A 25,413-nucleotide genomic window follows, 5' to 3' on the forward strand; every position below is an offset into this window, starting at 1 on the left:
GAAAGTGTCTATGAAAGCAGGTCTGTACCAACCAGATGAATTCAAGGATAACTGCGGTTTCGGCCTGATTGCCCATATGCAGGGCGAGCCCAGTCATACCCTTTTGCAAACGGCCATCGAGGCCCTGACCTGCATGACCCACCGCGGTGGGATTAATGCTGACGGCAAGACCGGTGACGGTTGCGGTCTGCTGATTCAAAAGCCGGACGTGTTCCTGCGAGCCATCGCCCAGGAAACCTTCGGCGTCGAACTGCCCAAGCAATACGCGGTGGGCATGGTTTTCTTCAACCAGGACCCGGTCAAGGCCCAAGCCGCTCGCGAGAACATGAACCGCGAGATCCTGGCTGCCGGCCTGCAGTTGGTCGGCTGGCGCAAAGTGCCGATCGACACCAGCGTCCTCGGCCGCCTGGCCCTTGAGCGCCTGCCACAGATCGAGCAGGTGTTCATCGGTGGCGAAGGCCTGAGCGACCAGGACATGGCCGTCAAGCTGTTCACCTCTCGTCGTCGTTCATCGGTGGCCAACGCCGCCGATACCGACCACTACGTCTGCAGCTTTTCGCACAAGACCATTATCTATAAAGGCCTGATGATGCCGGCGGACCTGACCGCCTTCTATCCAGACCTGAGCGATGAGCGCCTGCAAACCTCGATTTGCGTGTTCCACCAGCGCTTCTCCACCAATACCCTGCCGAAATGGCCGCTGGCCCAACCGTTCCGCTTCCTGGCGCACAACGGCGAGATCAACACCATCACCGGCAACCGCAACTGGGCCGTGGCCCGTCGCACCAAGTTCGCCAACGATCTGATGGATCTGGAAGAACTCGGCCCGCTGGTCAACCGTGTCGGTTCCGACTCCTCGAGCATGGACAACATGCTCGAGCTGATGGTCACCGGTGGTATCGACCTGTTCCGCGGCGTGCGGATGATCATTCCGCCTGCGTGGCAGAACGTCGAGACCATGGACCCGGACCTGCGTGCGTTCTACGAGTACAACTCAATGCACATGGAGCCGTGGGACGGCCCGGCGGGCGTGGTAATGACCGACGGTCGCTACGCAGTGTGCCTGCTCGACCGTAACGGCCTGCGTCCGGCGCGCTGGGTCACCACCAAGAACGGTTTCATCACCCTGGCTTCGGAAATCGGTGTCTGGAACTACCAGCCTGAAGACGTGATCGCCAAGGGCCGCGTGGGGCCTGGCCAGATCTTTGCCGTGGACACCGAGACCGGTCAGATCCTCGACACCGATGCCATCGACAACCGTCTCAAGTCACGTCATCCGTATAAGCAATGGCTGCGCAAGAACGCCCTGCGTATCCAGGCGACCATGGAAGACAACGACCACGGTTCGGCGTTCTACGACGTCGACCAGCTCAAGCAATACATGAAGATGTACCAGGTCACGTTCGAAGAGCGCGACCAGGTGCTGCGCCCGCTTGGCGAGCAAGGCTACGAAGCCGTGGGCTCGATGGGCGACGATACGCCGATGGCCGTGCTGTCCCAGCGCGTGCGTACGCCTTACGACTATTTCCGCCAGCAGTTCGCGCAGGTGACCAACCCGCCGATCGACCCGCTGCGTGAAGCCATCGTCATGTCGCTGGAAATCTGCCTCGGTGCCGAGCGCAACATCTTCCAGGAGTCGCCGGAACACGCGTCGCGCGTGATCCTCAGCTCGCCGGTCATTTCCCCGGCCAAGTGGCGCTCGCTGATGAACCTCGATCGTCCTGGCTTCGAACGTCAGAAAATCGACCTCAACTACGACGAAAGCGTCGGCCTCGAAGCGGCGATCCGCAACGTTGCCGATCAGGCTGAAGAAGCCGTGCGCGCCGGTCGTACGCAGATCGTCCTGAGTGACCGTCACATTGCCCCGGGCAAGTTGCCGATCCACGCCTCCCTCGCCACCGGCGCGGTACACCACCGCCTGACCGAGAAGGGCCTGCGCTGCGACTCCAACATCCTGGTGGAAACCGCGACCGCTCGCGATCCGCATCACTTCGCCGTGTTGATCGGTTTCGGTGCCTCTGCCGTTTATCCGTTCCTGGCCTACGAAGTGCTGGGCGACCTGATCCGTACCGGTGAAGTGTTGGGCGACCTGTACGAGGTGTTCAAGAACTACCGTAAAGGCATCACCAAGGGCCTGCTCAAGATCCTCTCGAAGATGGGCATCTCGACCATCACTTCGTACCGTGGCGCACAGTTGTTCGAAGCCATCGGCCTGTCCGAGGAAGTCTGCAACCTGAGCTTCAAGGGCGTGCCAAGCCGCATCAAGGGGGCGCGTTTTGTCGACATCGAAGCCGAGCAGAAAGCCTTGGCCACCGAAGCCTGGAGCCCGCGCAAGCCGATTCAGCAAGGCGGCCTGCTGAAGTTCGTCCACGGTGGCGAATATCACGCGTACAACCCGGACGTGGTCAACACCCTGCAAGCCGCCGTGCAGCAGGGCGACTACAGCAAGTTCAAGGAATACACCTCGCTGGTGGATAACCGCCCGGTGTCGATGATCCGTGACCTGCTCAAGGTCAAGACCCTCGACACCCCGCTGGACATGAGCGAAATCGAACCGCTGGAATCGGTGCTCAAGCGCTTCGACTCCGCCGGTATCTCGCTGGGCGCCCTGTCGCCTGAAGCTCACGAAGCCCTGGCCGAAGCCATGAACCGCCTCGGTGCGCGTTCCAACTCCGGTGAAGGTGGTGAAGACCCGGCGCGCTACGGCACCATCAAGAGCTCGAAAATCAAGCAGGTTGCGACTGGCCGTTTCGGTGTGACCCCGGAGTACCTGGTCAACGCTGAAGTGCTGCAGATCAAGGTTGCCCAAGGCGCCAAGCCGGGCGAAGGTGGTCAGCTGCCAGGCGGCAAGGTCAACGGCCTGATCGCCAAGCTGCGTTATGCAGTGCCGGGCGTGACCCTGATTTCGCCACCGCCGCACCACGACATCTATTCGATCGAAGACTTGTCGCAGCTGATTTTCGACCTCAAGCAGGTCAACCCGAAGGCGCTGGTTTCGGTGAAGCTGGTAGCGGAAGCGGGCGTCGGCACCATCGCCGCCGGTGTGGCCAAGGCCTACGCGGACTTGATCACCATCTCCGGCTACGACGGCGGCACCGGCGCATCGCCACTGACCTCGATCAAATACGCGGGCGCTCCGTGGGAACTCGGCCTGGCCGAAACCCACCAGACCCTGCGCGGCAACGACCTGCGCGGCAAAGTCCGGGTGCAGACCGACGGCGGCCTGAAGACCGGCCTCGACGTGATCAAGGCAGCCATCCTCGGCGCTGAAAGTTTCGGCTTCGGCACCGCACCAATGATCGCCCTGGGCTGCAAATACCTGCGCATCTGCCACCTGAACAACTGCGCCACCGGCGTCGCGACCCAGAACGAGAAGCTGCGCAAGGATCACTACATCGGTACCGTCGACATGGTGGTGAATTTCTTCACCTACGTCGCCGAAGAGACCCGTGAGTGGCTGGCCAAGCTGGGCGTGCGCTCCCTCGAAGAGTTGATCGGCCGTACCGATCTGCTGGAAGTCCTCGAAGGCCAGACCGCCAAGCAGCATCACCTCGACCTGACCCCGTTGCTGGGCAGCGACCACGTGCCGGCGGACAAACCGCAGTTCTGTGGCGTAGACCGCAACCCACCGTTCGACAAAGGCCTGCTTGCCGAGAAAATGGTCGAGATGGCCACCTCGGCGATCAACGACAAGAGCGGCGCCGAATTCGAACTGGATATCTGCAACTGCGACCGTTCCATCGGCGCGCGGATCTCCGGCGACATCGCCCGTAAGCACGGCAACCAGGGCATGGCCAATGCGCCTATCACGTTCCGCTTCAAGGGCACGGCCGGCCAGAGCTTCGGTGTATGGAACGCCGGCGGCCTGAACATGTACCTGGAAGGTGACGCCAACGACTACGTCGGCAAGGGCATGACCGGCGGCAAGCTGGTGATCGTTCCGCCCAAGGGCAGCCTCTACAAGACCCAGGACAGTGCCATCATCGGCAACACCTGCCTGTACGGCGCCACTGGCGGCAAGTTGTTCGCCGCCGGTACCGCGGGTGAGCGTTTCGCCGTGCGTAACTCCGGTGCCCACACCGTCGTGGAAGGCACTGGCGATCACTGCTGCGAGTACATGACCGGTGGTTTCGTCTGCGTCCTGGGCAAGACCGGTTATAACTTCGGCTCTGGCATGACCGGCGGTTTCGCCTACGTGCTCGACCAGGACAACACCTTCGTTGACCGGGTCAACCACGAACTGGTGGAAATCCAGCGGATCAGCGGCGAGGCGATGGAAGCCTACCGCAGCCATTTGCAACGCGTGCTGAACGAGTACGTCGAGGAAACCGACAGCGAGTGGGGTCGTGAACTCGCCGAGAACCTCGATGATTACGTGCGTCGTTTCTGGTTGGTCAAGCCCAAGGCTGCCTCCCTGAAATCGTTGCTTTCCAGCACCCGTGCCAACCCGCAGTGATATGCGCCTGAAGAGTTTGATGAGGTTTTAAAATGGCTGAACGTCTGAATAATGACTTCCAGTTCATCGAGGTCGGGCGCAAGGATCCGAAGAAGAAACTGTTGCGTCAACGCAAGAAAGAGTTCGTGGAAATCTACGAACCGTTCAAACCCCAGCAGTCGGCCGACCAGGCCCACCGCTGCCTGGGTTGTGGTAACCCGTATTGCGAATGGAAGTGCCCGGTGCACAACTTCATTCCCAACTGGCTGAAACTGGTGGCCGAGGGCAACATCCTCCAGGCCGCCGAGCTGTCCCACCAGACCAACACCCTGCCGGAAGTCTGCGGCCGGGTGTGCCCGCAAGACCGTCTGTGCGAGGGTGCCTGCACCCTGAACGACGGTTTCGGCGCGGTGACCATCGGTTCGGTGGAGAAGTACATCACCGACACCGCGTTCGCCATGGGCTGGCGCCCGGACATGTCCAAGGTCAAGCCGACCGGCAAGCGTGTCGCGATCATCGGCGCGGGCCCGGCGGGCCTGGGCTGTGCCGACGTGCTGGTGCGTGGCGGCGTGACGCCGGTGGTGTTCGACAAGAACCCGGAAATCGGTGGCCTGCTGACCTTCGGCATCCCCGAGTTCAAGCTTGAAAAGACCGTGCTGAGCAATCGCCGCGAAGTCTTCACCGGCATGGGCATCCAGTTCCGCCTCAACACCGAGGTGGGCAAGGACGTGACCATGGAGCAACTGCTCGAAGAATACGATGCCGTTTTCATGGGCATGGGCACCTACACCTACATGAAGGGCGGCTTTGCCGGTGAAGACCTGCCGGGCGTGTACGACGCCCTGGACTTCCTTATCGCCAACGTCAACCGCAACCTGGGCTTCGAAAAGTCGCCGGAAGATTTCGTCGACATGAAAGGCAAGAAGGTCGTGGTACTCGGCGGTGGCGACACCGCGATGGACTGCAACCGTACTTCGATCCGCCAGGGTGCCAAGTCGGTAACCTGTGCCTATCGTCGTGACGAAGCGAACATGCCGGGCTCGCGCAAAGAGGTGAAGAACGCCAAGGAAGAAGGCGTGAAATTCCTCTACAACCGCCAGCCGATTGCGATTGTCGGTGAAGACAGGGTCGAAGGCGTGAAGGTGGTCGAGACCCGTCTCGGCGAGCCGGATGCCCGTGGCCGTCGCAGCCCCGAGCCGATCCCGGGCTCCGAGGAGATCATCCCGGCCGACGCCGTGGTCATCGCCTTCGGTTTCCGTCCGAGCCCTGCGCCGTGGTTCGAGCAGTTCAGCATCCAGACCGATAGCCAGGGCCGTGTAGTAGCGCCGGAACAGGGGCAGTACAAGCACCAGACCAGCAACCCGAAAATCTTCGCCGGTGGCGACATGGTTCGCGGCTCTGACCTGGTGGTGACGGCGATCTTCGAAGGCCGTAATGCAGCCGAAGGGATCCTGGATTACCTGGGCGTTTAAGCCCGCTCTAGAGCCAAAAGCAATACCCCTGTGGGAGCGAGCCTGCTCGCGAAAGCGGTCTGTCAGTCAACATCAATGTTGGATGTTACAGGCCCCTTCGCGAGCAGGCTCGCTCCCACAGTCGTTTGGTGGTGATACGAATACTGTGTTTCAGCGCGACAAATTGACCCGATAGACAAAAGGCTGACCTGCATTCGTGCCTTTTGCGTCCGGCTCTGAGAAAATGCCCGCACTTTTTTTCCGGATGCCGACATGACTGCCCTGAAGAACGACCGTTTCCTGCGCGCCCTGCTCAAGCAACCCGTAGACGTCACTCCCGTGTGGATGATGCGTCAGGCCGGTCGCTACCTGCCTGAATACCGCGCCAGCCGTGCCAAGGCCGGCGATTTCATGAGCCTGTGCATGAACCCGGCGTTCGCTTGCGAAGTCACGCTGCAGCCGCTCGACCGCTATCCGCAACTGGACGCGGCGATCCTCTTCTCCGACATCCTGACCATTCCCGATGCCATGGGCCAGGGCCTGTACTTCGAAACCGGCGAAGGCCCGCGCTTCAGGAAGGTCGTCAGCACCCTGGCCGACATTGAAGCCCTGCCGATTCCTGATCCGCAGAAAGACCTGGGTTATGTGATGGACGCGGTCAGCACCATTCGCCGTGAACTGAACGGCCGCGTGCCGCTGATCGGCTTCGCCGGCAGCCCATGGACACTGGCTACCTACATGGTCGAAGGCGGCTCGTCGAAAGACTACCGCAAGACCAAAACCATGCTCTACGACAACCCGCAAGCCTTGCACCTGCTTCTGGACAAGCTCGCGCAGACGGTCACCAGCTACCTCAACGGCCAGATCCTGGCCGGCGCGCAAGCGGTACAGATCTTCGACAGCTGGGGCGGCAGCCTCTCGGCGGCGGCGTACCAGGAATTCTCCCTGGCTTATATGCGCAAAATCGTCAGCGGCCTGATCCGCGAGCACGAAGGCCGCAAGGTTCCGGTCATCCTGTTTACCAAGAACGGCGGCCTGTGGCTGGAAAGCATTGCCGACGCTGGCGCCGACGCGCTGGGTCTGGACTGGACGTGCGACATCGGCAGCGCCCGCGAGCGTGTCGGCAGCAAAGTTGCCCTGCAAGGCAACATGGACCCGACCGTGCTCTACGCCAAGCCTGAAGCCATTCGCGCTGAGGTCGGGCGTATCCTGGCCAGCTACGGCAAAGGCAGCGGCCACGTGTTCAACCTCGGCCATGGCATTACTCCGGAAGTCGATCCGGAACATGCGGGTGCGTTCTTGCGCGCCGTGCATGAGTTGTCGGCGCAGTATCACGAGTAACCAGCGCCCGGCTTCAATGTGGGAGCGAGCCTGCTCGCGAAAGCGGTGGATCAGTCAGCCAGGATGTTGAGTGTGAAGCCCTTTCGCGAGAAGGCTCGCTCCCACATTTGTTTGTGGAGGCCGATTTCAGGCTTTTACACCATGCAGCGGCGGCAACTTTGCCAGCTTCAGGGCGACCAGTAATGCCACGGCCAGCAGTCCACCAATGAACAAGCCGATTCCATTCCAGCCAGCCCAGTGCCAGAACACGCCGCCGGCCGTGCCGGCGATGCTTCCTCCTGCGTAGTAGCTGAACAGGTACAAGGAGGATGCCTGGCCCTTGGCCTTGGTGGCACGGCGGCCGATCCAACTGCTGGCGACGGAGTGGGCGCCGAAGAAACCGAAGGTGAAGACCAGCATGCCGATGATGACCAGCGGCAATGGCGTGAACATCGTCAGGGCGAGACCGCCGATCATCAGCGCGATAGTGCTCCAAAGCACTTTGCGGCGGCCGATTTTGTCGGCCAGCGAGCCGATTTTCGCCGAACTGTAGATACCTGAGAGGTACACCACCGAGAGTAATCCGACGAAGGCCTGTTCCATGTGGTAAGGCTCGGCCAGCAGGCGGTAGCCGATGTAGTTGAACAGGGTGACGAACGCACCCATCAGCACAAAGGCCTCGAGGAACAGCAGCGGTAGCCCGGCATCGCGAAAATGCATGGTAAAGCCGTCGACCAGGCTGCGCGGGTGCAGCGAGCGGGCGCGGAAGTTGCGCGATTCGGGGAGGATTTTCCAGAATACTGCTGCCGCAATCAGTGCCAGACCTCCGATCACCAGCATTGCCGTGTGCCAGCTGACGAAGTCGATCAAGACACCGGTGATAAGACGCCCGCTCATCCCGCCGATGGCGTTGCCGCCGATGTACAAACCCATGGCGAGGCCGATGTGCTGCGGGTGAATCTCTTCGCTCAAATAGGTCATCGCCACCGCCGCCAGGCCGCTCAACGACAGTCCAATCAGCGCGCGCATCGCCAGGACACCGTGCCAGCTCGGCATCATCGCGCTGGCCATGGTGCACAGTGCGGCGGCAAACAGCGCCGCCACCATCACCGGTTTGCGCCCGACGCGATCGGAGATCGGGCCGGTGATCAGCAGGCCAATGGCAAGCATGCCCGTGGCTACCGAGAGAATCAGGCTGCTCTGCGCCGCGTTGATCGAGTATTCGTGGGACAGCAGCGGCATCATCGGTTGCACGCAGTAGAGCAGGGCAAACGTCGCGAAGCCGCCGCAAAACAGCGCCAGCACCGTGCGCATGAAGGCTGGCGTGCCTTTTTCGATGTAGATCTCTTTCAGCTCGGCAGCCACATCGACTGGTGTGGCGGGAGGAACTTCATGGGTAAGTGGAGCGACAGCAGTTTTCACGGTGGACCTCGGAGGAGCGCAGCCCGTCAGGGAATGAAAAAAGCATATAGCTGGCTAATGATTCAATCCAATATATTGTTCGACCTGTTTGATAGCTTTAACGACCTAATGGGGTTTTCATGGAATTGCGTCATCTGCGTTACTTCATCGCCGTCGCCGAAGAATTGCACTTCGGCCGCGCTGCGCAGGCCCTTGGCATCTCGCAGCCGCCGCTGAGCCAGCAGATCCAGGCCCTGGAGCAGGAAGTGGGTGCGCGATTGTTCGAGCGTACCAATCGTCGGGTCGAATTGAGCGAGGCCGGTCGACTGTTCCTGGAAGAGGCGCGCCTGGTGCTGGCGCAGGTCGACAAGGCGGCGGATGTGGCGCGGCGAGCGCAGCTGGGCGAGTTGGGCGAACTGAAAATCGGCTTCACCTCGTCGGCACCATTCAACTCAACGATTCCCCAGGCGATTTTTTCGTTTCGCCAGCGCTTTCCGGCGGTGCATTTGAATTTGCGGGAAATGAGCAGCACCCAGGTGGCCGATGCGCTGGTGGATGAGTCGATCGAGGTCGGGATCATGCGCCCGCTGGGGCTGCCAGACTCCCTCAGCGTCGTCGAACTGATGCGCGAGCCCCTGGTCGCGGTGCTCAGCTCCAAGCATCCGCTGGTGAAGAACAGTGAGGAGGGCTTGTTCCTGTCAGCCCTGGCCCTCGAGCCCTTCGTATTCTTCCCGCGCAGCTACGGTAGCGGCCTGTATGCGCAACTGCTGAGTCTGGCCCGGGACGCCGGATTCAGCCCCCACTTCGCCCAGGAGGCCGGCGAGGCGATGACCATCATTGGATTGGTGGCCGCGGGGCTGGGTGTGTCGGTGCTGCCGGCGTCTTATCAGCGGATGCGCATTGACGGCGTGGTCTATCGACCGCTGCTCGATCCGGCAGCGGTGTCGGCGGTGTGGCTGGTGCAGCGCAAGGACCAGAAGTCGCCGATGGCGCGGGCGTTTGTGGAGTTGTTGACGAGGAAGGTTGAGCCGTTGAAACCATGAAGGCTGCACCGTCCCTGTGTAGGAGAGAGCCTGCTCGCGATGGTCGTCAACGATGTCGTTTGTTTCCTGGGGACACGCGGCGTTCTTTAGTCCGTCGCGAGCCTGCTCGCTCCTACAAGGGATTGAAGTGCGCTCGCCGCCTACGCCCAGCGCTTGAAAATCAGCGACGTATTCACCCCGCCAAACGCAAAGTTATTGTTCATCACAAACTGATTGCTCATCTGCCGAAACTCGCCGCGCAGGTAGTCGAGCTTGCCGCAGTGCGGGTCGACTTCATCAAGGTTCAGGGTATGGACGTACAGGTCGCTGTTCATCATTTCGATACTGAACCAGGACTCCAGCGCGCCGCAGGCGCCGAGTGTGTGACCGAGGAAGCTTTTTTGTGAACTGATCGGCATGTGTTCGCCGAACAGGCTGCTGGTGGCCAGGGTTTCGGCGATGTCGCCCTGTTCGGTGGCCGTGCCGTGACCGTTGACGTAGCCGATGTCGGCAGGGCTCAAGCCCGCATCTTCCAGGGCCAACTCCATGGCCCGGCGCATGGTGACTTGCTCCGGGCGGGTGGTGTGCTGGCCGTCGGCATTGCTGCCGAAACCAACGAGCTCGGCATGAATACGGGCACCTCGTGCCAGCGCGTGTTCCAGTTCTTCGAGCACCAGCATGCCGCCGCCTTCACCGATCACCAGGCCGTCGCGCCCTTTGTCATAGGGGCGCGGGGTAGTGTGCGGTGCGTTGTTTTTCAGGCTGGTGGCGTAGAGCGCATCGAACACCATGGCTTCGGTCGGGCACAGTTCTTCGGCGCCGCCGGCGAGCATCAGCGGCAGGCGCCCGAACTTGATGGCTTCATAGGCATAGCCGATGCCCTGGCTGCCGCTGGTGCAGGCGCTGGAGGTGGGGATCAGGCGGCCGGTGAGGCCGAAAAAGATGCTGATGTTGGCCGCCGTGGTGTGGGGCATCATGCGCACGTAGGAATTGGCGTTCAGGCCTTCGGCCACCGAGTTGAGCAGCATGTTGCCGAATGCCTTGATCTCGTCGGTGCTGCCCGTGGAGGACCCGCAGGCAACACCCATGCGTCCGTCCTTGATCGATTCGTCATCGAGCAATCCGGCATCGGCCAACGCCCGCTCCGCAGCGCCCACGGCCAGTCGTGAAACGCGGCCCATGCTGCGCAGTTGTTTGCGCGTCCAGTGGCTCGGCACGATGAAGTCATCGATAGGCCCGGCCAGGCGCGTATTGAGTTCAGTGAAGCGGTCCCATTCGTCCATGCGGCGAATGCCGCTGCGGTTGGCTGCGAAGTGGTCGGCGATGGTTGCCCAATCGCTGCCCAGCGAGGTGATGCCGGCCATGCCGGTGACGACGACACGTTTCATCAGCACAGGCCTCCGTTGACGGCCAGCACCTGCCGGGTGATGTACGAGGCTTCCGCCGACATCAGGAAATTCACCGCGCCGGCCACCTCTTCAGGGGTGCCCATGCGTTGTGCGGGGATCATTTTCATCATTTCTTCCACCGGCACGTTTTCATCGAGCATGGCTGTGTCGATCAGGCCGGGTGCGACACAGTTGACGGTGATCTTGCGCTTGCCCAACTCGATCGCCAACGCCTTCGCCGCGCCGATCAACCCGGCCTTCGAAGCGCTGTAGTTGACCTGGCCGCGATTGCCGATCAAGCCGGACACCGACGTGATGCACACGATTCGCCCGGCGGCGCGCCGACGGATCATCGGCATCATCACCGGGTGCAGCACGTTGTAGAAACCGTCGAGGTTGGTGCGCATCACCTTATCCCAATCATCCTCGCTCAGCGCCGGAAAAGCACCGTCACGCGTCAGCCCGGCGTTGAGCACCACGCCATAGTACGCGCCATGGGTGTCGACGTCGGCCTCAAGGATGGCTTTGCAGCGGGCGCGGTCGGACACATCGAATTGCAGGATGCGCGCAGTGCGACCCAGGGCCTCGATTTCCACTTGTACAGCTTGGGCATCCGCCAGGCCACTGCGGCAATGCAGCACGATGTCATGCCCGGCCTGGGCCAGGCGCAGGGCAATCGCGCGGCCGATGCCACGGCTGGAACCGGTGACCAGTACGAATTCAGTCATGACTGGACTCCTTCGGATTCATCAAGATATTGAGCCGCCTGAGGCGGGCGATACACGTTCAGGCGGGCGCTGGCGTGAATGCCGGGTGCGTTGATGTGGCACTCGAACACGCCCATGCCGTTGTCATCTTCCAGCGAGCGGATGCCATGCAGGGTCAGTTCGGTGCCGGCGGGAAAACGGTCGACGTTGCATTCGAACTTGCGAGAGCCGAGCAAAAAGCCCAGCTGCGTTGCATCGCCGCGCTGGCGCGCATGGCAACCTGCGAAGGCCGCGACGCTCTGGGCCATCAGTTCAATCCCGACCCAGGCCGGCAGGCTGCCGTCGGGGAGGTTGAACAGACCGTCGGGCTTGACCCTGAGGCGTGTGTGAATCTGCTCTTCATCGAATGCCAGGATCTGCTCGATGAGAATCATGTCGCCAGCATGGGGCAGCAGTTCGGCGAGCGGCCAGTCAATCATGGGGCGTCTCCGATAATCAGGCTGACGTTGTTGCCACCGAAGGCGAAGGAGTTGCTCATCAGGTAGCGAGGTCCAATGGACGCCAGGCGATCGGCGGGAGTCACCCATTTGAGGGCAGGTAGCTCGGGATCGGCCTGGCCGTCCCAGACATGTGGGGCCAGGAGGTGCTTGCGGTTGTCGTCACTCAGGCTCAACCAGCAGAAGGCGGCTTCCAGCGCGCCGGCCGCGCCAAGGGTATGACCGGTCATGGGCTTGGTCGAAGAACAGGGCACGCCGGCCGGGAACACCGCCGCCACTGCGTGGCTTTCCATGGCGTCGTTGTGTTGGGTGGCGGTGCCATGCAGGTTCAGGTAGGCGATTTGCTCAGGCCGCAGACTGGCCCGGCTCAAGGCCTTGCGCATTGCCTGTTGGGCGCCGCGGCCGGTGGGTTCTGGCGCGGAAATGTGGTGCGCATCGGAACTGGCGCCACTGCCAAGCAGGGCAATCGGCTGGCTGTCGCCAGGCTGCTTGCTCATCAGGAACAGCACGGCGGCCTCGCCGATGTTGATGCCGTTGCGGTTCACTGAAAACGGATTGCAGCGTTGCCCGGACACCGCTTCGAGTGCCGAAAAGCCGTTGAGCGTCAGCTTGCACAATGTGTCGACTCCACCGCACAGCACCACATCGCACACGCCCAGATCGAGCAGGCGCTGGGCACTCATCAATGCGCGTGCGCTGGAGGTGCAGGCGGTGGAAATCACATAAGCCGGGCCGCTTACTTGCAGCCAGTCGGCGAGAAAGTTTGCCGGTGCGCCGAGTTCCTGTTGCTGATAGTCGTATTGCGCCGGAAATTGCTGTTCGCGCACGTAGCGGGCCAGGCTCTGGCTGGCTTCGTCGATGCCCGACGTACTGGTGCCCAGCACGATGCCGATGCGGTCGCGGCCGTAGGTCTGGATGGCCTGATCGATGTCACCGCGAATTTGCAGTGTGGCCTCCATCAGCAATTGATTGTTACGACTGCGTTGGCAGGCCAGTTCCGCGGGAATCGGCACGAGATCGCCACGCACCGCGCCCACCGGTAATGACCGCTCCGGCACCCAGCCGGCTTCGCTGCGCATGCCTGAGCAATCGCCGGCGAACAGGTGGCGGGCGACTTCGTGTTTGTCACGGCCCAGGGCGCAGACGACCCCGAGGGCATTGAGGTAAGCCGTCATGGTGCGTCACCGCTCAGGGGGGTGATTAGATATTTCGGGCCTTTGGGCAAATTCAATTCGAAGCTCAATGGTTGTGAATAACGGACGTCCCAGCGCGCTGGCAGCGAGCGTTGCGCCCCGTATTGCCACGCCTTTGGATAGTTGCCAGGCAGTTCATCCCTGGGGGTCAGTGCAAACAGCAACGCGGCGAACAGCTCACGGGCTTCCGGGTTAGGCGGCAACAGGCCATCGGCTTGCCAATGGCTATCGACCAGTTTCTGGCGGGCCTGCGGAATACCCAGCAAGTCCATCATCGACCAGCGTATGGCAGGGCCTTCACGCTGGATGACCAGTACCCAGTCCTGGCGTTGTTCGGCCTGCAGGCGCTGGATGTGCAATTGCAGCGGCAACGCCATGCTTGGGGTCTGCGCGGGCAGTGGCGCCTGGCTCGCGCAGGCGCTCAGCAGCAGGATGCAGCCGAGCAGCAGAACTCGAATCATCAGGCACACCCTTCAACGGGCTTGCGCAGCACGTTGCTCAAGTCGCTCATGTCGCATCCCTTGCACAGAGTTCTGACAACATCCGCAGACGACGTTTCGGTTCGGCGACGAATGGATTGCGCTCGTCCCAGGCATAGCCGGCGAGGATCGAGCTGATCATGCGGCGGATTTCCGCATTGCCATCCGGGTAGTAAATCACGTCCTGGAAAGTCCCGGCGTACCAGCCCTCGACGTAGCAGCGGAACGTATCGACCCCGCGCTTGAGCGGTTCGGCGAATTCACGCTGCCAGTCCACGGACTCGCCTTGCAGCTGGCGGTGCAGCACCCCGGCGGCCATGCTCGCCGAGCGCATGGCGATGGTCACGCCAGAGGAAAACACCGGGTCGAGAAATTCCGCCGCATTACCCAGCAACGCAAAACCAGGCCCGTGCAGGGTTTTCACGTTGGCGGAGTAACCGCCGATGGTGCGTGCTGGCGTGTCCCATACGGCGTTGTCCAGTACCCTGGCCAGGCTGGGCGTCTCGGCAATGAAGCCGCGCAGGCAATCGTCGAGGTTATCGCTGCGACCTTCGAAATGTTGCGCGGCGGCCACCACGCCGACCGAGCAGCGGCCGCCGCTGAACGGAATGGTCCAGAACCAGATGTCACGCTGGACAGGATGGGTGGTGATGAGGATCTTGGTGCGATCGAAGTTCGGGTGGTCGATGTGGTCTTCGACATGGGTGAACACCGCCTGGCGCACCGGGAAATTCGACGGTGCTTCAAGGTCAAGCAAGCGCGGGAGGACGCGACCGTATCCGCTGGCGTCGAGCATGAAGTCAGCCTCTATGCGGTACTCGGTGCCGTCTTCGCGACGTACGCCAAGCAGCGGTTTGGCCTGGTCGATATCGACGCTGACGATGGTTTCGCCATAGCGGATTTCCACGCCTTGCAGTGCGGCCTGATCGGCCAGCAGTTTGTCGAAATCCGCGCGCTGGACCTGAAAAGTCGTCGGCTTGCCCTGAGTGAATGTGTCGCCGAAATCGAACGTACTGTAACGCTCGCCCCAGGCAAACGCGGCCCCGGTTTTCAGTTGGAAGCCCGCAGCATTGACGGCATCGAGCATGCCCGCTTCTTCGACGAAATCCAGGCAGTGCGACAGCAGGCTTTCGCCGATCGAAAAGCGCGGGAAATGCTGGCGCTCGATCACCAGTACATCATGTCCCTTGCGCTTGAGCAGCGCGGCGGCGATGGCGCCGGACGGACCTGCACCGATGACCACGATCTGGCGACGTTGCATTTCAACGATTGGCATGGGGGCTCCTTGCCGGGGCGGCAGCTATCAATGGGATGCGGTGCATGCCGGCCAGTGCCGGCAGCAGGGTCGCGACCAGGCCCATCAGCATCAACGCAAAGTACAGCGCCGGGCTGATGAGCTGTTGTTGCAGCAGCAGGTTGAGAAAGACGATCTCGCTCAAGCCGCGAATGTTCAGCAATATGCTTTCACGCCAGCGGCTGGCGCCCTGGAACGAGGCACCGGCCCAGCCAAGGCCAAGCCAATTGCCCAGCAGCTTGCTGGCAATCGGCAACAGCAGCAGGGCCGCCAGCTGCACCCAGCCAAGGCTGTCCATCGCGCTGTGCACGTTGATCTGGACGATACCGAAGGTGAGTATCAGGGGTATGGCGATGTACGTCTGCAAGCGACTCATCCAGATTGCCGGCAACGGCAGGACCAGCGGCGCCTTGAGTGCCGCCATGATCAATACGTAACCGATGCCGAAGATCAAGGCATTGAGCTTGTAGTGTTCGGCGACCACCAGCAGTGCGAAAAAGCCCAGGCTGTACAGCCAGGTTTGACGCAGGCCCAGTAACCGCAGGAGCACGGGCAGGCATGCGCCGGCCAAGGGTAGCAACAGGCTGCTCAGGTGCAGGCTGCCCTGGGCGAAGGCGAACAGGGTCCAGCAAGTCAGGTCGATGATAATCGCAGTCTGCACCAGTCGCCGGGTGGCGGCGTGCGGGTAAGCGATGTGCCGCAGGTACAGGTACAACACCGGGATCGCGGTAATGGCGAACAGCAGGCCGACCGCCAGCGAACTGATCCAGGGTTGCGGTGGCAGCAGCCAGATGGCCGTGGCCAGGCCGCAGGCAAACGGAATGCAGAAACTCGGCAGGGCGATTTTCAGGCTCTGGCGGTCCAGTTGCAGATCGATCACATCGCTGAGGATATAGCCCAGCAGCAGCGCGAAACTCAGGCTGTAGAGGTTCTTCAGCCAGGACGGTGACACCAGCGCCGCGCCGCTCAGTTGCCATTGCGGTTCGATCCAGAAGTACATCAGCAATGGCAAGCCGAGGGTCGCCAGCAGCAACTGGCTGACGATTGGAATCAGGCCGAAATGGCGACCGACCCGGGTCGCTAAGGCGAACAGTACCAGGGCCATCGCCCAAAACAGCGCGATCATCATGTTGTCGGTTCCGTGAGACTGGCGGCATGCGCCTGGCGACCGGCCCAGGGCGCCAGCAGGAAGCTGAAGATCAGGCCCAGGCTTACCGACAGGCCGAAGTTGCTCACCGCTGGCGTGCTCGACACTGCCAGCAGGCCGAAGGACAGCCAGGTGGTCAGTGCGGCCAACAAGGTGCCCAGCAGGCTCACGGCGGCTCCGCCGACTTGTTCGCGCATGAGGATGGCATAGTCGACACTGATCGCCGTCACCAGCAGCAGGCCGAACAGGCTGAAGAGGGTCAATGGCTGTCCCAGCCAGCCGAGACTGGCCAGGCTGCACAACGCCGCCAGCAATGGCAGGGACACAATGCGTAACGCGCCGCCAAGACCGAACGGCAGGGCAAGCACCAGCACGATCAATACGCAGGAGGCGAGTTTCAGTTCGGCGGCACTGACCTGGGTGGCGGCGAACACGTTATTCAACTCGCCCAGTCGATCCACCAGCTTCACGCCCGGCAAATCCTCGGCCTGTACCCGCAACAGAGCAGGATTGTTCAGGCCCTGCAAGCTGACCATCGCCGCCACGCCGTTAGCGGTCGGCCCCAGCCACAACAGGCGATACGGCTCGGCCAACGGGCCGGCCAGTGCGCTGTCGATGTCTTCGATGGGCAGGGCCTGCAACTGGCTCAACTCTGCTTGCAGCGCCTGTGCCGGTACGCCCACCTCGAGCAACGGCTGCCAGAACGCCGACAATCTGCCCAGCGCCTCGCGCACCTTGCGTTGTTCGCTGGGCGGGCTGACCAGTTGATTGAGCGACAGGTAACCCTGGAGTTTCTGCAGGCCAACCAATTGATCCAGGCGTTCACTCAGGGCGCCCTGGCGCTCGAGCAGTTGCTGTTGATCGGCCGCCTGCACCAGGAAAAACTGGCTGGTGGGTTGATAGCCCGTGATTCGCGCAATGGTCTGCGCTTCGTCAGTCAACTGCTGCGGGGCGCCCACCCATTGGCGGATGTCGTTGCGGGCCTCAAGCTGCACCAGGCCGCCGGCACAAAAAGCGATCAGCAGTGCCAGCAATACCGGCGTGCTCAAATGCCTGAGCAACGCTTCGCGGCGTCCCAGTAAGAACTCGCTAAGGCGCAGTGGCCATTGCGCCGGGCGCAGTTCGGCGCCCTTGAGCAGCGCCGGCAGCAGGCACACCGCGGACAAATAGGCACCGAGCAGTCCCGCCGCCGAGAACACGGCAATCTGGGTCAGCGCCGGGAAGGGCGTCCAGGCCAGGGCCAGGTAGCCGATGGCACTGGTGATCAGGCTCAGGGTCAGGCCTGGCAAGGTCAGGCGTAGCGCCGGCCAGCTGTGCCAGGGTTTCAGGCTCCAGCTCTTGGACAGGTAATGCAGCGGGTAATCGACGGCGACACCGATCAGACTCGAACCCAACACCAGCGTCATCACATGCATGTGGCCGAACAATGCCACGCAGGCCACCGCGCCGAACAGCATGCCCACCAGCACCGGGACAAACGCCAGCAGGACACGCCAGCGACGGAAGGCCAGCAACAGCAACAACAGGATCCCGACAGTGGCACCGCCCCCCACCCAGGTCATCTCACGGGAAGCCTGGCGCTGGCCGTTAGCCGCATACAACAAACCACTCGCGGCGAGCAGTTGCACATCGTCTCGTGCGGCCTCCTCACGGCTGTGCTGGAGGAGGTCGGCGACCTGCAGTGGCAGGTTCATGTCGAAAGCATTGCCGGTGGCGCGCGCCCGCAGCAGCACCCAGTGCTTGCCATCCGCTTCGGCGATCAAGGCGCCACTGCCAATGTCCAGTTGCACGGCACCGTGCTGTGGCTGGCTGTTCTGGATGCGCCCGGTCAGGCCCAGCCAGTCATCCTGGCTCGGCACCAGGCTGAAACCGGTGAAGGGGTCAAACAGCGCCTGCACCCGTTGCTGGATAAAGGCATCGGGGTGTTCGACCAGTTGTTCGCGATCTTCTGCCGCGAGCATGGCCAATCGGCCTTGCAGCAGTTGCGTGCGCAAGGCCGGCAAGTCGGCTTGCAGGTTCCATTGGACCTTGTCGAACAGGCCGCTGGCTTGCCACTGATCGCCCAGTGTTTGCGCCATGGCAATGGCTTGCTGGCGATCGGTGTGGCCAACCAGCACCAGCATTTCGCGATTCAGCGGTTCCTGCATGCGTTGTTCGGCACGCAGTTCCAGCGCATCGGGCGCGGTGCCGGGCACCAGCTCCATCAGGTTGGCCGACAGCGGGGCGCCGTCGCGCCATTGCCAGCCGGCGAGCGCCAGCACTGCCAGCAGCAGGATCAGGAACAGCCAGGGCAGCCTGCGCTCACTCGGCAAAGTCATGCTGCTCCGTGTCGCTTAACGGTAGCGCGCTGGTGCTGTCTTGCATGCGCAACAGCGTGCTGTCACCTTGGGTTTCCAGCAGCTCGATGCTGTGGACCAGTTCGCCGCCGGTGATGTTGATCTGGTTGAACACCTGCTTGAGCAGCATCGAGCGTGGCGTCAACTTCAGTGTCCAGTTCTGTGCGTCGCCACTGAGCGACAGCTCGAAATCTCGTTGCAGGCCACTGCTGTCGCCTTGCAGGACGGCCAGGAACAAGCGGTTCTGCTCAGCGCCGGCGCTCTTGCCCGGCAACATCTGCCAGCCGCCGGCATCACGCCGGGCAATGCCTGTGGGGGTGATGCGGTAGTCTTGTTGCAATGGCGTTTTCAGTAGCCACAACAACCCGTGATTCTTCGCCAGGACGAAAGTGCCCTTGCTGGTCAGTGGCTGGGGCAGGGCACGCAGGCGTTTTTCCTGGATGAAGTTGCCGTGGATGACATCGGGCCTGGCCAGTTGCTCGCTGAGCTGTTGCAGGTCGAAGGCGTTGGCCAGCCCAGGAGTGCCCAGTAACAGCCAGAACACTGTAGGAGCGAGCATGCTCGCGAAAAACCTGAGGGCACCGCGGGGTGACAGGCGCCCAGCGTCATCGTTAGCGACCATCGCGAGCAGGCTCGCTCCTACAGGGCCGGAAATCATGGTAAGGCCCTCGCCACGGCGTCGGTAAATACCTTCGGCGAGGCCAATTGCATTTCGCGATTGCTCATGTCGACGGCGACCTGTACGGAAACACCACGGGTCAGGCGCTCGCCGGTTTCCAGGTCGCTGATCAGGTAATTGATCTTCAACCGGTTCTCCCACTCCACCAGATTAGCGCGCACGTTGAGCGTCTGGCCGAACTGGGCACCGCGTATGTAGCGCAATTGCAGGTCGATCACCGGCCACGCATAGCCCGATTCGGACATTGCCGTGTAGTTGTGGCCGATCTTGTCCAGCAAGGCGCAGCGGGCGATTTCCAGGTATTTGACGTAATGGCCGTGCCAGACGACGTTCATCCTGTCGACGTCGAAGAACGGCACGAGGATTTGCGTATCGGTGTAGAGCACTCCCTTGCTACGCATGCAGCCTCCAGTGTTGTGCGGCGATACGTTGCAGGCACAGGCGCAATTCGCCCTCCAGCGCACGGTCTTCAATGACCGGTGGGAAATCCTTGGCCAATGCTTCATGCATGGCCGCCAGAGCCGGTGGCAGTGGCCGCGCATCCTCGGCCTGGGCGCGCAACCAGACGCCTTGGTTGGCAGCCAGCAAGGTGGCGGCGGCGACCTGTTCGGTCAGCTCCAACACGCGGATCGCATCACGGGCGGCGATGGTGCCCATGCTCACCTTGTCCTGGTTGTGGCACTCGGTGGAACGGGAGAATACGCTGGCGGGCATGGTGTTTTTCAGCGCTTCGGCGGTCCAGGCGCTGGCACCGATCTGCACGGCCTTGAAGCCGTGGTTGAGCATGGCGCGATCGGCCGTGGCCCCGGACAAGTTGCTGGGCAAACCGTGGTTGTAGCGCTCATCCACCAACAGGGCGAGTTGTCGATCCAGCAGGTCGGCGACGTTGGCCACGAGGTTTTTCAGGCTGTCCATGGCGAACGCGATGTGCCCGCCGTAGAAGTGCCCACCGTGCAGCACGCGTTCGGCCTCGGCATCGATGATCGGGTTGTCGTTGGCGCTGTTGAGTTCGATTTCAATGAACGAGCGCAGCCAGTTCAGGCTGTCGGCCAGCACTCCGAGGACATGCGGCGCGCAACGCAGCGAATAGCGGTCCTGCAGGCGATGCAGCGGTGCGGTCGGCGCGTCGATGGCCAGGTCCTTGCGCAACCAGGCGGCGACCTGCATCTGCCCGGGGTGTGGCTTGGTGGCGAAGAGGCGCTCGTCGAAATGTTCCGGGTTGCCTTGCAGCGCTACCACGTTCAGCGCGGTGATGCGCGTGGCCAGTTGCAGCAGATAATCGGCGCGGGCGTAGGCCAGGCAGGCGAGCCCGGTCATCACGGCGGTACCGTTCATCAGTGCCAGGGCTTCCTTGGGACGCAGCACCAGTGGCTGCCACCCGAGTTCGCGGTGAACATCGGCGGCTTGCCGGCGCTCGCCGCGATAGATCACTTCACGCTCGCCGGACAGCGTGGCGGCAACGTAAGACAGCGGCGTCAGATCACCGCTGGCGCCAACCGATCCTTCTTCTGGTATCAGTGGCAGGATGTCGTGCTCAAGGAATGCCTGCAGGCGTTCCAGCAGCTCCACGCGCACCCCGGAGACACCCTGGCAGAGCGACTGCAAGCGTGCCGCCAGTACCGCGCGGGTGGCTTGCGCGTCCAGCAATTTGCCCAGGCCGCAGCCGTGGAAGGTGTACAGATGACGCGGCAACGCCTCGACGTGATGCAACGGCACCGCGACCACGCAGGAATCGCCGTAGCCGGTGGTCACGCCGTAGATCACGCCTTCCTTGTCGAGCAGGGAGTCGAGGAACTGCGCGCCTTTGGCGATGCGCTGGCGGAACTGCGGATCGCCCTGCAACTGCGTGGGCACCTGGCGGTTGGCCAGGGCCAGCACATCGTCGATGCGCAAAGGGCGTTCGCCGAAGATTACAGGCTCAAGCGTTGGCGTCGTCATCGGTCTTCCAGAAAGGGTAAAAGTTGAACCATTGTCGAGGTGCCTGGAGGCAATAGTGACTCAGGCGCTCGGCATAGCGGGTGGCCCACTGATGTATGACCTGTTCGCGGTCGCTGCGTTTCCAGGTGATCGAGTCGGCGAAGGGTTCGAGGGTGAGTCGATAATTGCCATCGGCCTTTTTCAGGCACAGCAGCAGGTGGACCGGGCATTTCAGTAGCCCCGCCAGCAGCCACGGTCCTTGAGGGAACTTTGCCGGATGACCGAGGAAGTCCACGGTCACGCTGCGCCCGCCGTGCAGCGGCACGCGATCGCCGGCAATCGCCAGCCATTCGCCGCGTTCCAGGCGTTCGTGCAGTTGCAGCATGATCACCGGGTCCAGTTCGCTCACCTGGATCAGTCGCAGATTGGTCGCCCCGGCTTCGCCCAGCAAGCGGTTGAAGCGCTCGGCGTGCTTGGTGTGCACCAGCACGTTCATGGTGACCTTCTCGCCGATCTCCGCCAGTGCGCGGCAGACTTCGAGGTTGCCCAGGTGGGCGCCTACCAGCATTTGCCCGCGCGTGCCGCGTAACTGGTTGCGCAGCAGCGCCGGGTCGATGATTTCGATGTGCTCGATGCCCAGCTTGCCGTTCCACACGTCGAGCTTGTCGAGCAGGGAGTCGGCGAAGGCCATGAACTGGCTGAATACTCGCCAATGGCTCGGGCGCAGTTCGTCGCGACCGCTCCAGTCGGCGAGTCGTTGCTGGTACTCCCAGGCGCTTTGACGGGCACTGCGGCCGAACAGGAAAAAGTACAACACGATGCCGTACAGCAGCGGGCTCAGCAGTCGACGCCCAAGCACCTTGGCGGCGACCGCGGTAAATTTCATCAGCCAGAAGCTGCCGCGCTCCTCGCGGTCGGCCCAGTGTTGCTTGTCGACGTTCATGTGCGCCACCGACGCCAGAGGATCAGCGGCGAGCGCAGCAGCATGCCGAAGAACAACCGGGTGTGCATGCTGGTAATCAGTACGTTGTCGTGGAACATGCGGAAATGCGAAACACCGTCCAGCGGGTAACGGACTCTGGTTTGCAGCCATTGCATCGGCTGCCCGCGCCACGCCAGGCGGACCAGGATGTCCGAGTCGAAGTCCATGCGCTTGCCGATTTTCGCCGATTCGATCAACGCCAGGACCGGGGCCAAGGGATAGAGGCGATAGCCGCACATGGAGTCGCGAATCTGCAGCGACAGCGTATTGATCCACACCATCACGTGGGTCAGGTAGCGGGCGTACAAACGCCCCTTCGGCACGCTTTCGTCATACAGCGGATAGCCGCAGATCACGGCGTCGGGATGGGCGCGGGAGCATTCGACAAAACGTCGCACGTCCTGCAGGTCGTGCTGGCCGTCGGCGTCCACCTGCAAGGCGTGGCTGAAGCCCAGGCGCGAGGCTTCGCGCAGACCAGTCATCACCGCACCGCCCTTGCCCTGGTTGGTGGCGAGGCGGATCAGATACACGTTGTCGCGCAGCGCCAGTTGATCGAGCACCCTGGCACAGGGCGGGCTGCTGGCGTCGTCCACCAGAATGCACGGCAGGTGGTTGGCCAGCAGCGCATCGACCACGGTGGTGATGGCGGTCTCGTGGTTGTAGACCGGGACGACGGCGCAGGGGTTATGCATGTGCCGGCTCCAGCAAAATCCGTCCACTGGAACAGGTGGCGGTTTCGTTGCGATAGGCGAAATACAGCTTGCCGCGGGCTGGGTCGAAGCGCAGGTGCAGTTGGACTTCGTCGCCGGGACGCACCAATTGCTGGAATTTCAGCACCTCCATGCCGGCGAATTTCTGTGGCAGGTTCATCAGTTGCTGGCCCAAAAGCAGCGCCCACTCCACCTGCACCACGCCCGGCAATACGGGAGCTGTGGGAAAGTGCCCGCTGAAATAGGCAAGATCCGGCGGCACGGCCAGCTGCAAGCTCCACTCGCCATTGGCTTCGACCTGTTCCAGCACCACAGGCGCCTTGGGGCGCGGTGCCAGCAGCACGGCTTCGACGTCGGCCTGGGGCAGTTTGCCCTGGGCGTTCAGCGGCATTTGTTGCAGCAGGCGCCAACGCCTTGGCAAGGCCAGGGTTTCACAATGCAGGCTCAGGTGTTGGCGCAGTTGTTCGGTGAGTGTGCGTCGGCCTTGATTGCGCAGCACATGCAACCCTGCGTCAGTCAGGACCAACAATGCGCCCAGCGAGGCGCGGTTTTCCTGGACGACACCCAGGCGCGCTTCGGCCACCCAGTCGTGGGCCATCAGTGCCTGCTCCAGCATCGGCAGCGAGATCCGTTTCTCTTCCAGCTTGACGATCCGGTCCAGTCGTCCAAGCAACTCGAAGCGGCCGTCAGCCGCGATTCGCGCGGCATCGGCGCTGTGCTCGATATGGCCGTCAGGCAAGTAGGGCGAGGCGATGAGCAAAGCCCCCTCGTTGTCCTGGGTCAACTGGACGCCAGCAAAGGGTTGCCACAGTGACTGACCCTGCCGCCAGGCGATGCCGCCGGTTTCCGAACTGCCGAATATTTCCGTCGGCCATTGGTGCAGGCGTTCATGCAGACGCTGCGCGGCCTCGACGGGCAATGCGCCACCGGAAGAAAACACCCGACGTACTGCGCTCAGCGCCGGCCAGTCGAGGTTGTCGCCCATGCGCTTGAGCAGCGCCGGGCTGGCCACCCAGGCGAAGGCCGGGTGTTCGAGACTGGCACGCTGCAGGTCTTCGGGGAAGGCCAGTTGTCTGCGAACGAACGGGCGTCCCGCGCACAGTGGCCACAGTACCCGGAACAGCAAGCCATAGATGTGCTGGGTGGCGACGCTGCCAATGATGCAGGCTGGGCCCAGGTCGGCGCCCCACAGCTGTTCCAGGGCCTGGACTTCATTGACCAGCTGGCGCAGGTTTTTTTCGATTCGCTTGGGTTCGCCGCTGGAGCCGGAGGTGCACAGGCTCAGCGAGCAGCCGTCAAGATCAAGGGCGGCGGCGCCAAGGGGGGCATCCTGATAATCACCCGGGTGTGCGTCGTCGGACTGATCGGTCAGCCATAAATCGACTTCACCCGACCAGCGCTGGCGGGTTTGCGGTTGCAGGTCGGCCGGCAGCAACACGCTGACTCCGGCGCGCCAGGCACCCAACAAGGCAATCGCCAGGTCCGCGGCGTCTTCGAGGTGCACGGCAATGCGCCGCACACCTCGGGTTTGCAGGCCGGCGGCCAGGCGCAGGGCTTGCTCGCGCAATAGTGCGTGATCGAGCTGCGGGTCGGCCGTCACGGTTCGCCCCGGCTCGGCCTTGAGCAATAGGTGCTCAAGTTTTATCCAGTTCATGCGCGGCCTCTTACCCGTTGGCGTATTAGCCATTCAATGGCAAACATCAGGCCTATCAATCCATAGGAGATCAGGCCGGTGTAAAGCATCCACCAGCTCAGCGGCGCCCACAGTGTCAGGGCTGCGGCGCAGATCCCGTTGCACAGGAAAAACACGCACCAGGCGATGGTCACCTGGCGGGTATAGCGAATGGCCTTGGCCGGCAAATGTGCTTCGCGCAAGCGGGCCAGGCGTTCGACCATCGGTGGGCCGTACTTCAGGCTCAACCCGAACAACCCCAGCATGAAGGCGCTGATCAATACCGGATACCAACGCAGCAGTGCCGGACTGTCGAACAACGCCAGCAACAGGCAGAACAGGATGGCCACGCCCGCCATCCACGAACTGCCTGGCCGTCGCTTGCCGGTCAGCGCGCGGGCCAGCCACAGGCTGCCCAGCAGCAACCCGAACTGCCACGGGGCGAAATGCTCCATGCCGAAATACACCGCAAAAGGGTATAGCAGGCCCGCCAGCAGCAAGCCGAGGCCGATCAATCGACTCATGCGGCCGGTTGAACCAGACGGTAGACCGCCTCGACCACGTCGCTGACGGTACGCACCGACTTGAATTCTTCGGCCGCGATTTTCTTGCCGGTCTGGCGCTTGATGTGATCGATCAGGTCGACCGCATCGATGCTGTCGATTTCCAGGTCCTGGTACAGGTTGGATTCGAGGCTCACCCGGTCCGGATCCAGTTCGAACAGTTCGACCAAGGCATCGCGCAGGGTGTTGAAAATGTCGTCACGAGTTTGCATGGTCCGGT

At 62.4% G+C, this 25,413-nt stretch carries 21 protein-coding genes; 4 read left to right on the forward strand and 17 right to left on the reverse strand.

What is annotated here, in order from left to right:
- Window positions 1–10: 10 nt before the first annotated feature.
- From gltB to hemE, 3 genes are all read left to right on the forward strand, one after another.
- Window positions 11–4,456 carry a glutamate synthase large subunit gene (gene gltB, locus QLG10_RS04280; RefSeq protein WP_110754706.1) on the forward strand — a complete coding sequence of 1,482 codons (4,446 nt, stop codon included), beginning with the start codon at window positions 11–13 and terminating at the stop codon, window positions 4,454–4,456.
- A 32-nt stretch (window positions 4,457–4,488) separates the two neighbouring features.
- On the forward strand, window positions 4,489–5,907 hold the full coding sequence (locus tag QLG10_RS04285; RefSeq protein ID WP_020796157.1) for an FAD-dependent oxidoreductase: 1,419 nt from the start codon (window positions 4,489–4,491) through the stop codon (window positions 5,905–5,907).
- 252 nt (window positions 5,908–6,159) lie between these two features.
- Window positions 6,160–7,227 carry a uroporphyrinogen decarboxylase gene (hemE, locus tag QLG10_RS04290; protein ID WP_110754704.1) on the forward strand — a complete coding sequence of 356 codons (1,068 nt, stop codon included), beginning with the start codon at window positions 6,160–6,162 and terminating at the stop codon, window positions 7,225–7,227.
- Window positions 7,228–7,353: 126 nt separating this feature from the next.
- On the opposite strand, the gene QLG10_RS04295 is transcribed toward hemE, so the two are convergent.
- Window positions 7,354–8,571: an MFS transporter gene (locus tag QLG10_RS04295; protein ID WP_248678203.1), complete on the reverse strand. Its 1,218-nt coding sequence runs from the start codon at window positions 8,569–8,571 to the stop codon at window positions 7,354–7,356.
- Window positions 8,572–8,747: 176 nt separating this feature from the next.
- On the opposite strand from QLG10_RS04295, the gene QLG10_RS04300 reads away from it, so the two are divergent.
- Window positions 8,748–9,650: a LysR family transcriptional regulator gene (locus QLG10_RS04300; protein WP_110754700.1), complete on the forward strand. Its 903-nt coding sequence runs from the start codon at window positions 8,748–8,750 to the stop codon at window positions 9,648–9,650.
- A 140-nt stretch (window positions 9,651–9,790) separates the two neighbouring features.
- Here the strand turns inward: QLG10_RS04300 and QLG10_RS04305 are convergent, their stop codons facing one another.
- From QLG10_RS04305 to QLG10_RS04380, 16 genes are read right to left on the reverse strand one after another with little or no spacing between them, the layout of a single operon-like run.
- Window positions 9,791–11,017: a beta-ketoacyl-ACP synthase gene (locus QLG10_RS04305; protein WP_110754698.1), complete on the reverse strand. Its 1,227-nt coding sequence runs from the start codon at window positions 11,015–11,017 to the stop codon at window positions 9,791–9,793.
- Entirely contained in the window at window positions 11,017–11,745 is a 729-nt protein-coding gene (gene fabG, locus QLG10_RS04310) for a 3-oxoacyl-ACP reductase FabG (RefSeq protein ID WP_110754696.1), read from the reverse strand. The genes QLG10_RS04305 and fabG overlap by 1 nt, the downstream gene beginning before the upstream one ends.
- Window positions 11,742–12,203 carry a hotdog family protein gene (locus tag QLG10_RS04315; protein WP_020796176.1) on the reverse strand — a complete coding sequence of 154 codons (462 nt, stop codon included), beginning with the start codon at window positions 12,201–12,203 and terminating at the stop codon, window positions 11,742–11,744. The genes fabG and QLG10_RS04315 overlap by 4 nt, the downstream gene beginning before the upstream one ends.
- The gene (locus QLG10_RS04320; protein WP_282485717.1) at window positions 12,200–13,396 is read right to left on the reverse strand and encodes a beta-ketoacyl-[acyl-carrier-protein] synthase family protein; all 1,197 of its coding nucleotides are present in this window, start codon (window positions 13,394–13,396) and stop codon (window positions 12,200–12,202) included. Before QLG10_RS04320 ends, QLG10_RS04315 begins: the two co-directional genes overlap by 4 nt.
- Window positions 13,393–13,875 (reverse strand): hypothetical protein, encoded by a 483-nt coding sequence (locus tag QLG10_RS04325; protein WP_020796178.1) that lies wholly within the window; start codon window positions 13,873–13,875, stop codon window positions 13,393–13,395. The genes QLG10_RS04320 and QLG10_RS04325 overlap by 4 nt, the downstream gene beginning before the upstream one ends.
- A gap of 46 nt (window positions 13,876–13,921) precedes the next feature.
- Entirely contained in the window at window positions 13,922–15,169 is a 1,248-nt protein-coding gene (locus QLG10_RS04330; RefSeq protein WP_188264560.1) for an NAD(P)/FAD-dependent oxidoreductase, read from the reverse strand.
- Window positions 15,156–16,316: a sodium:proton antiporter gene (locus QLG10_RS04335; RefSeq protein WP_248678196.1), complete on the reverse strand. Its 1,161-nt coding sequence runs from the start codon at window positions 16,314–16,316 to the stop codon at window positions 15,156–15,158. The genes QLG10_RS04330 and QLG10_RS04335 overlap by 14 nt, the downstream gene beginning before the upstream one ends.
- Complete coding sequence (locus QLG10_RS04340) at window positions 16,313–18,652, reverse strand: MMPL family transporter (RefSeq protein WP_282485723.1); 2,340 nt, start codon at window positions 18,650–18,652, stop codon at window positions 16,313–16,315. Before QLG10_RS04340 ends, QLG10_RS04335 begins: the two co-directional genes overlap by 4 nt.
- Complete coding sequence (locus QLG10_RS04345; RefSeq protein WP_110754686.1) at window positions 18,636–19,328, reverse strand: outer membrane lipoprotein carrier protein LolA; 693 nt, start codon at window positions 19,326–19,328, stop codon at window positions 18,636–18,638. Before QLG10_RS04345 ends, QLG10_RS04340 begins: the two co-directional genes overlap by 17 nt.
- Window positions 19,325–19,750, reverse strand: a complete 426-nt coding sequence (locus QLG10_RS04350) for an acyl-CoA thioesterase (protein ID WP_020796183.1) — start codon at window positions 19,748–19,750, stop codon at window positions 19,325–19,327. The genes QLG10_RS04345 and QLG10_RS04350 overlap by 4 nt, the downstream gene beginning before the upstream one ends.
- Window positions 19,743–21,287 carry an aromatic amino acid ammonia-lyase gene (locus QLG10_RS04355; protein WP_110754684.1) on the reverse strand — a complete coding sequence of 515 codons (1,545 nt, stop codon included), beginning with the start codon at window positions 21,285–21,287 and terminating at the stop codon, window positions 19,743–19,745. The genes QLG10_RS04350 and QLG10_RS04355 overlap by 8 nt, the downstream gene beginning before the upstream one ends.
- Complete coding sequence (locus QLG10_RS04360; protein ID WP_188264565.1) at window positions 21,268–22,209, reverse strand: glycosyl transferase; 942 nt, start codon at window positions 22,207–22,209, stop codon at window positions 21,268–21,270. The genes QLG10_RS04355 and QLG10_RS04360 overlap by 20 nt, the downstream gene beginning before the upstream one ends.
- On the reverse strand, window positions 22,206–22,940 hold the full coding sequence (locus tag QLG10_RS04365; RefSeq protein WP_282485729.1) for a glycosyltransferase family 2 protein: 735 nt from the start codon (window positions 22,938–22,940) through the stop codon (window positions 22,206–22,208). Before QLG10_RS04365 ends, QLG10_RS04360 begins: the two co-directional genes overlap by 4 nt.
- Window positions 22,933–24,612, reverse strand: coding sequence for an acyl-CoA synthetase family protein (locus QLG10_RS04370; RefSeq protein WP_282485731.1), 1,680 nt, complete (start codon window positions 24,610–24,612; stop codon window positions 22,933–22,935). Before QLG10_RS04370 ends, QLG10_RS04365 begins: the two co-directional genes overlap by 8 nt.
- Entirely contained in the window at window positions 24,609–25,154 is a 546-nt protein-coding gene (locus QLG10_RS04375) for a membrane protein (RefSeq protein WP_020796188.1), read from the reverse strand. Before QLG10_RS04375 ends, QLG10_RS04370 begins: the two co-directional genes overlap by 4 nt.
- Complete coding sequence (locus QLG10_RS04380) at window positions 25,151–25,405, reverse strand: acyl carrier protein (protein WP_020796189.1); 255 nt, start codon at window positions 25,403–25,405, stop codon at window positions 25,151–25,153. Before QLG10_RS04380 ends, QLG10_RS04375 begins: the two co-directional genes overlap by 4 nt.
- Window positions 25,406–25,413 lie beyond the last annotated feature (8 nt).

The sequence above is a fragment of the Pseudomonas sp. V98_8 genome (assembly GCF_029967975.1).
Lineage (GTDB): Bacteria > Pseudomonadota > Gammaproteobacteria > Pseudomonadales > Pseudomonadaceae > Aquipseudomonas > Aquipseudomonas umsongensis.

Excerpts from the sequence above, each read along its gene's own strand:
- QLG10_RS04360 (WP_188264565.1), bottom strand. The coding sequence starts at position 22,209 with ATGAACGTCGACAAGCAACACTGGGCCGACCGCGAGGAGCGCGGCAGC.
- QLG10_RS04340 (WP_282485723.1), bottom strand. The coding sequence starts at position 18,652 with ATGACTTTGCCGAGTGAGCGCAGGCTGCCCTGGCTGTTCCTGATCCTG.
- hemE (WP_110754704.1), top strand. The coding sequence starts at position 6,160 with ATGACTGCCCTGAAGAACGACCGTTTCCTGCGCGCCCTGCTCAAGCAA.
- fabG (WP_110754696.1), bottom strand. The coding sequence starts at position 11,745 with ATGACTGAATTCGTACTGGTCACCGGTTCCAGCCGTGGCATCGGCCGC.
- QLG10_RS04315 (WP_020796176.1), bottom strand. The coding sequence starts at position 12,203 with ATGATTGACTGGCCGCTCGCCGAACTGCTGCCCCATGCTGGCGACATG.
- QLG10_RS04355 (WP_110754684.1), bottom strand. The coding sequence starts at position 21,287 with ATGACGACGCCAACGCTTGAGCCTGTAATCTTCGGCGAACGCCCTTTG.
- QLG10_RS04285 (WP_020796157.1), top strand. The coding sequence starts at position 4,489 with ATGGCTGAACGTCTGAATAATGACTTCCAGTTCATCGAGGTCGGGCGC.
- QLG10_RS04320 (WP_282485717.1), bottom strand. The coding sequence starts at position 13,396 with ATGACGGCTTACCTCAATGCCCTCGGGGTCGTCTGCGCCCTGGGCCGT.
- QLG10_RS04380 (WP_020796189.1), bottom strand. The coding sequence starts at position 25,405 with ATGCAAACTCGTGACGACATTTTCAACACCCTGCGCGATGCCTTGGTC.
- QLG10_RS04375 (WP_020796188.1), bottom strand. The coding sequence starts at position 25,154 with ATGAGTCGATTGATCGGCCTCGGCTTGCTGCTGGCGGGCCTGCTATAC.
- QLG10_RS04305 (WP_110754698.1), bottom strand. The coding sequence starts at position 11,017 with ATGAAACGTGTCGTCGTCACCGGCATGGCCGGCATCACCTCGCTGGGC.
- QLG10_RS04325 (WP_020796178.1), bottom strand. The coding sequence starts at position 13,875 with ATGATTCGAGTTCTGCTGCTCGGCTGCATCCTGCTGCTGAGCGCCTGC.
- QLG10_RS04335 (WP_248678196.1), bottom strand. The coding sequence starts at position 16,316 with ATGATGATCGCGCTGTTTTGGGCGATGGCCCTGGTACTGTTCGCCTTA.
- QLG10_RS04370 (WP_282485731.1), bottom strand. The coding sequence starts at position 24,612 with ATGAACTGGATAAAACTTGAGCACCTATTGCTCAAGGCCGAGCCGGGG.
- QLG10_RS04345 (WP_110754686.1), bottom strand. The coding sequence starts at position 19,328 with ATGATTTCCGGCCCTGTAGGAGCGAGCCTGCTCGCGATGGTCGCTAAC.
- QLG10_RS04330 (WP_188264560.1), bottom strand. The coding sequence starts at position 15,169 with ATGCCAATCGTTGAAATGCAACGTCGCCAGATCGTGGTCATCGGTGCA.
- gltB (WP_110754706.1), top strand. The coding sequence starts at position 11 with ATGAAAGCAGGTCTGTACCAACCAGATGAATTCAAGGATAACTGCGGT.
- QLG10_RS04365 (WP_282485729.1), bottom strand. The coding sequence starts at position 22,940 with ATGCATAACCCCTGCGCCGTCGTCCCGGTCTACAACCACGAGACCGCC.
- QLG10_RS04300 (WP_110754700.1), top strand. The coding sequence starts at position 8,748 with ATGGAATTGCGTCATCTGCGTTACTTCATCGCCGTCGCCGAAGAATTG.
- QLG10_RS04350 (WP_020796183.1), bottom strand. The coding sequence starts at position 19,750 with ATGCGTAGCAAGGGAGTGCTCTACACCGATACGCAAATCCTCGTGCCG.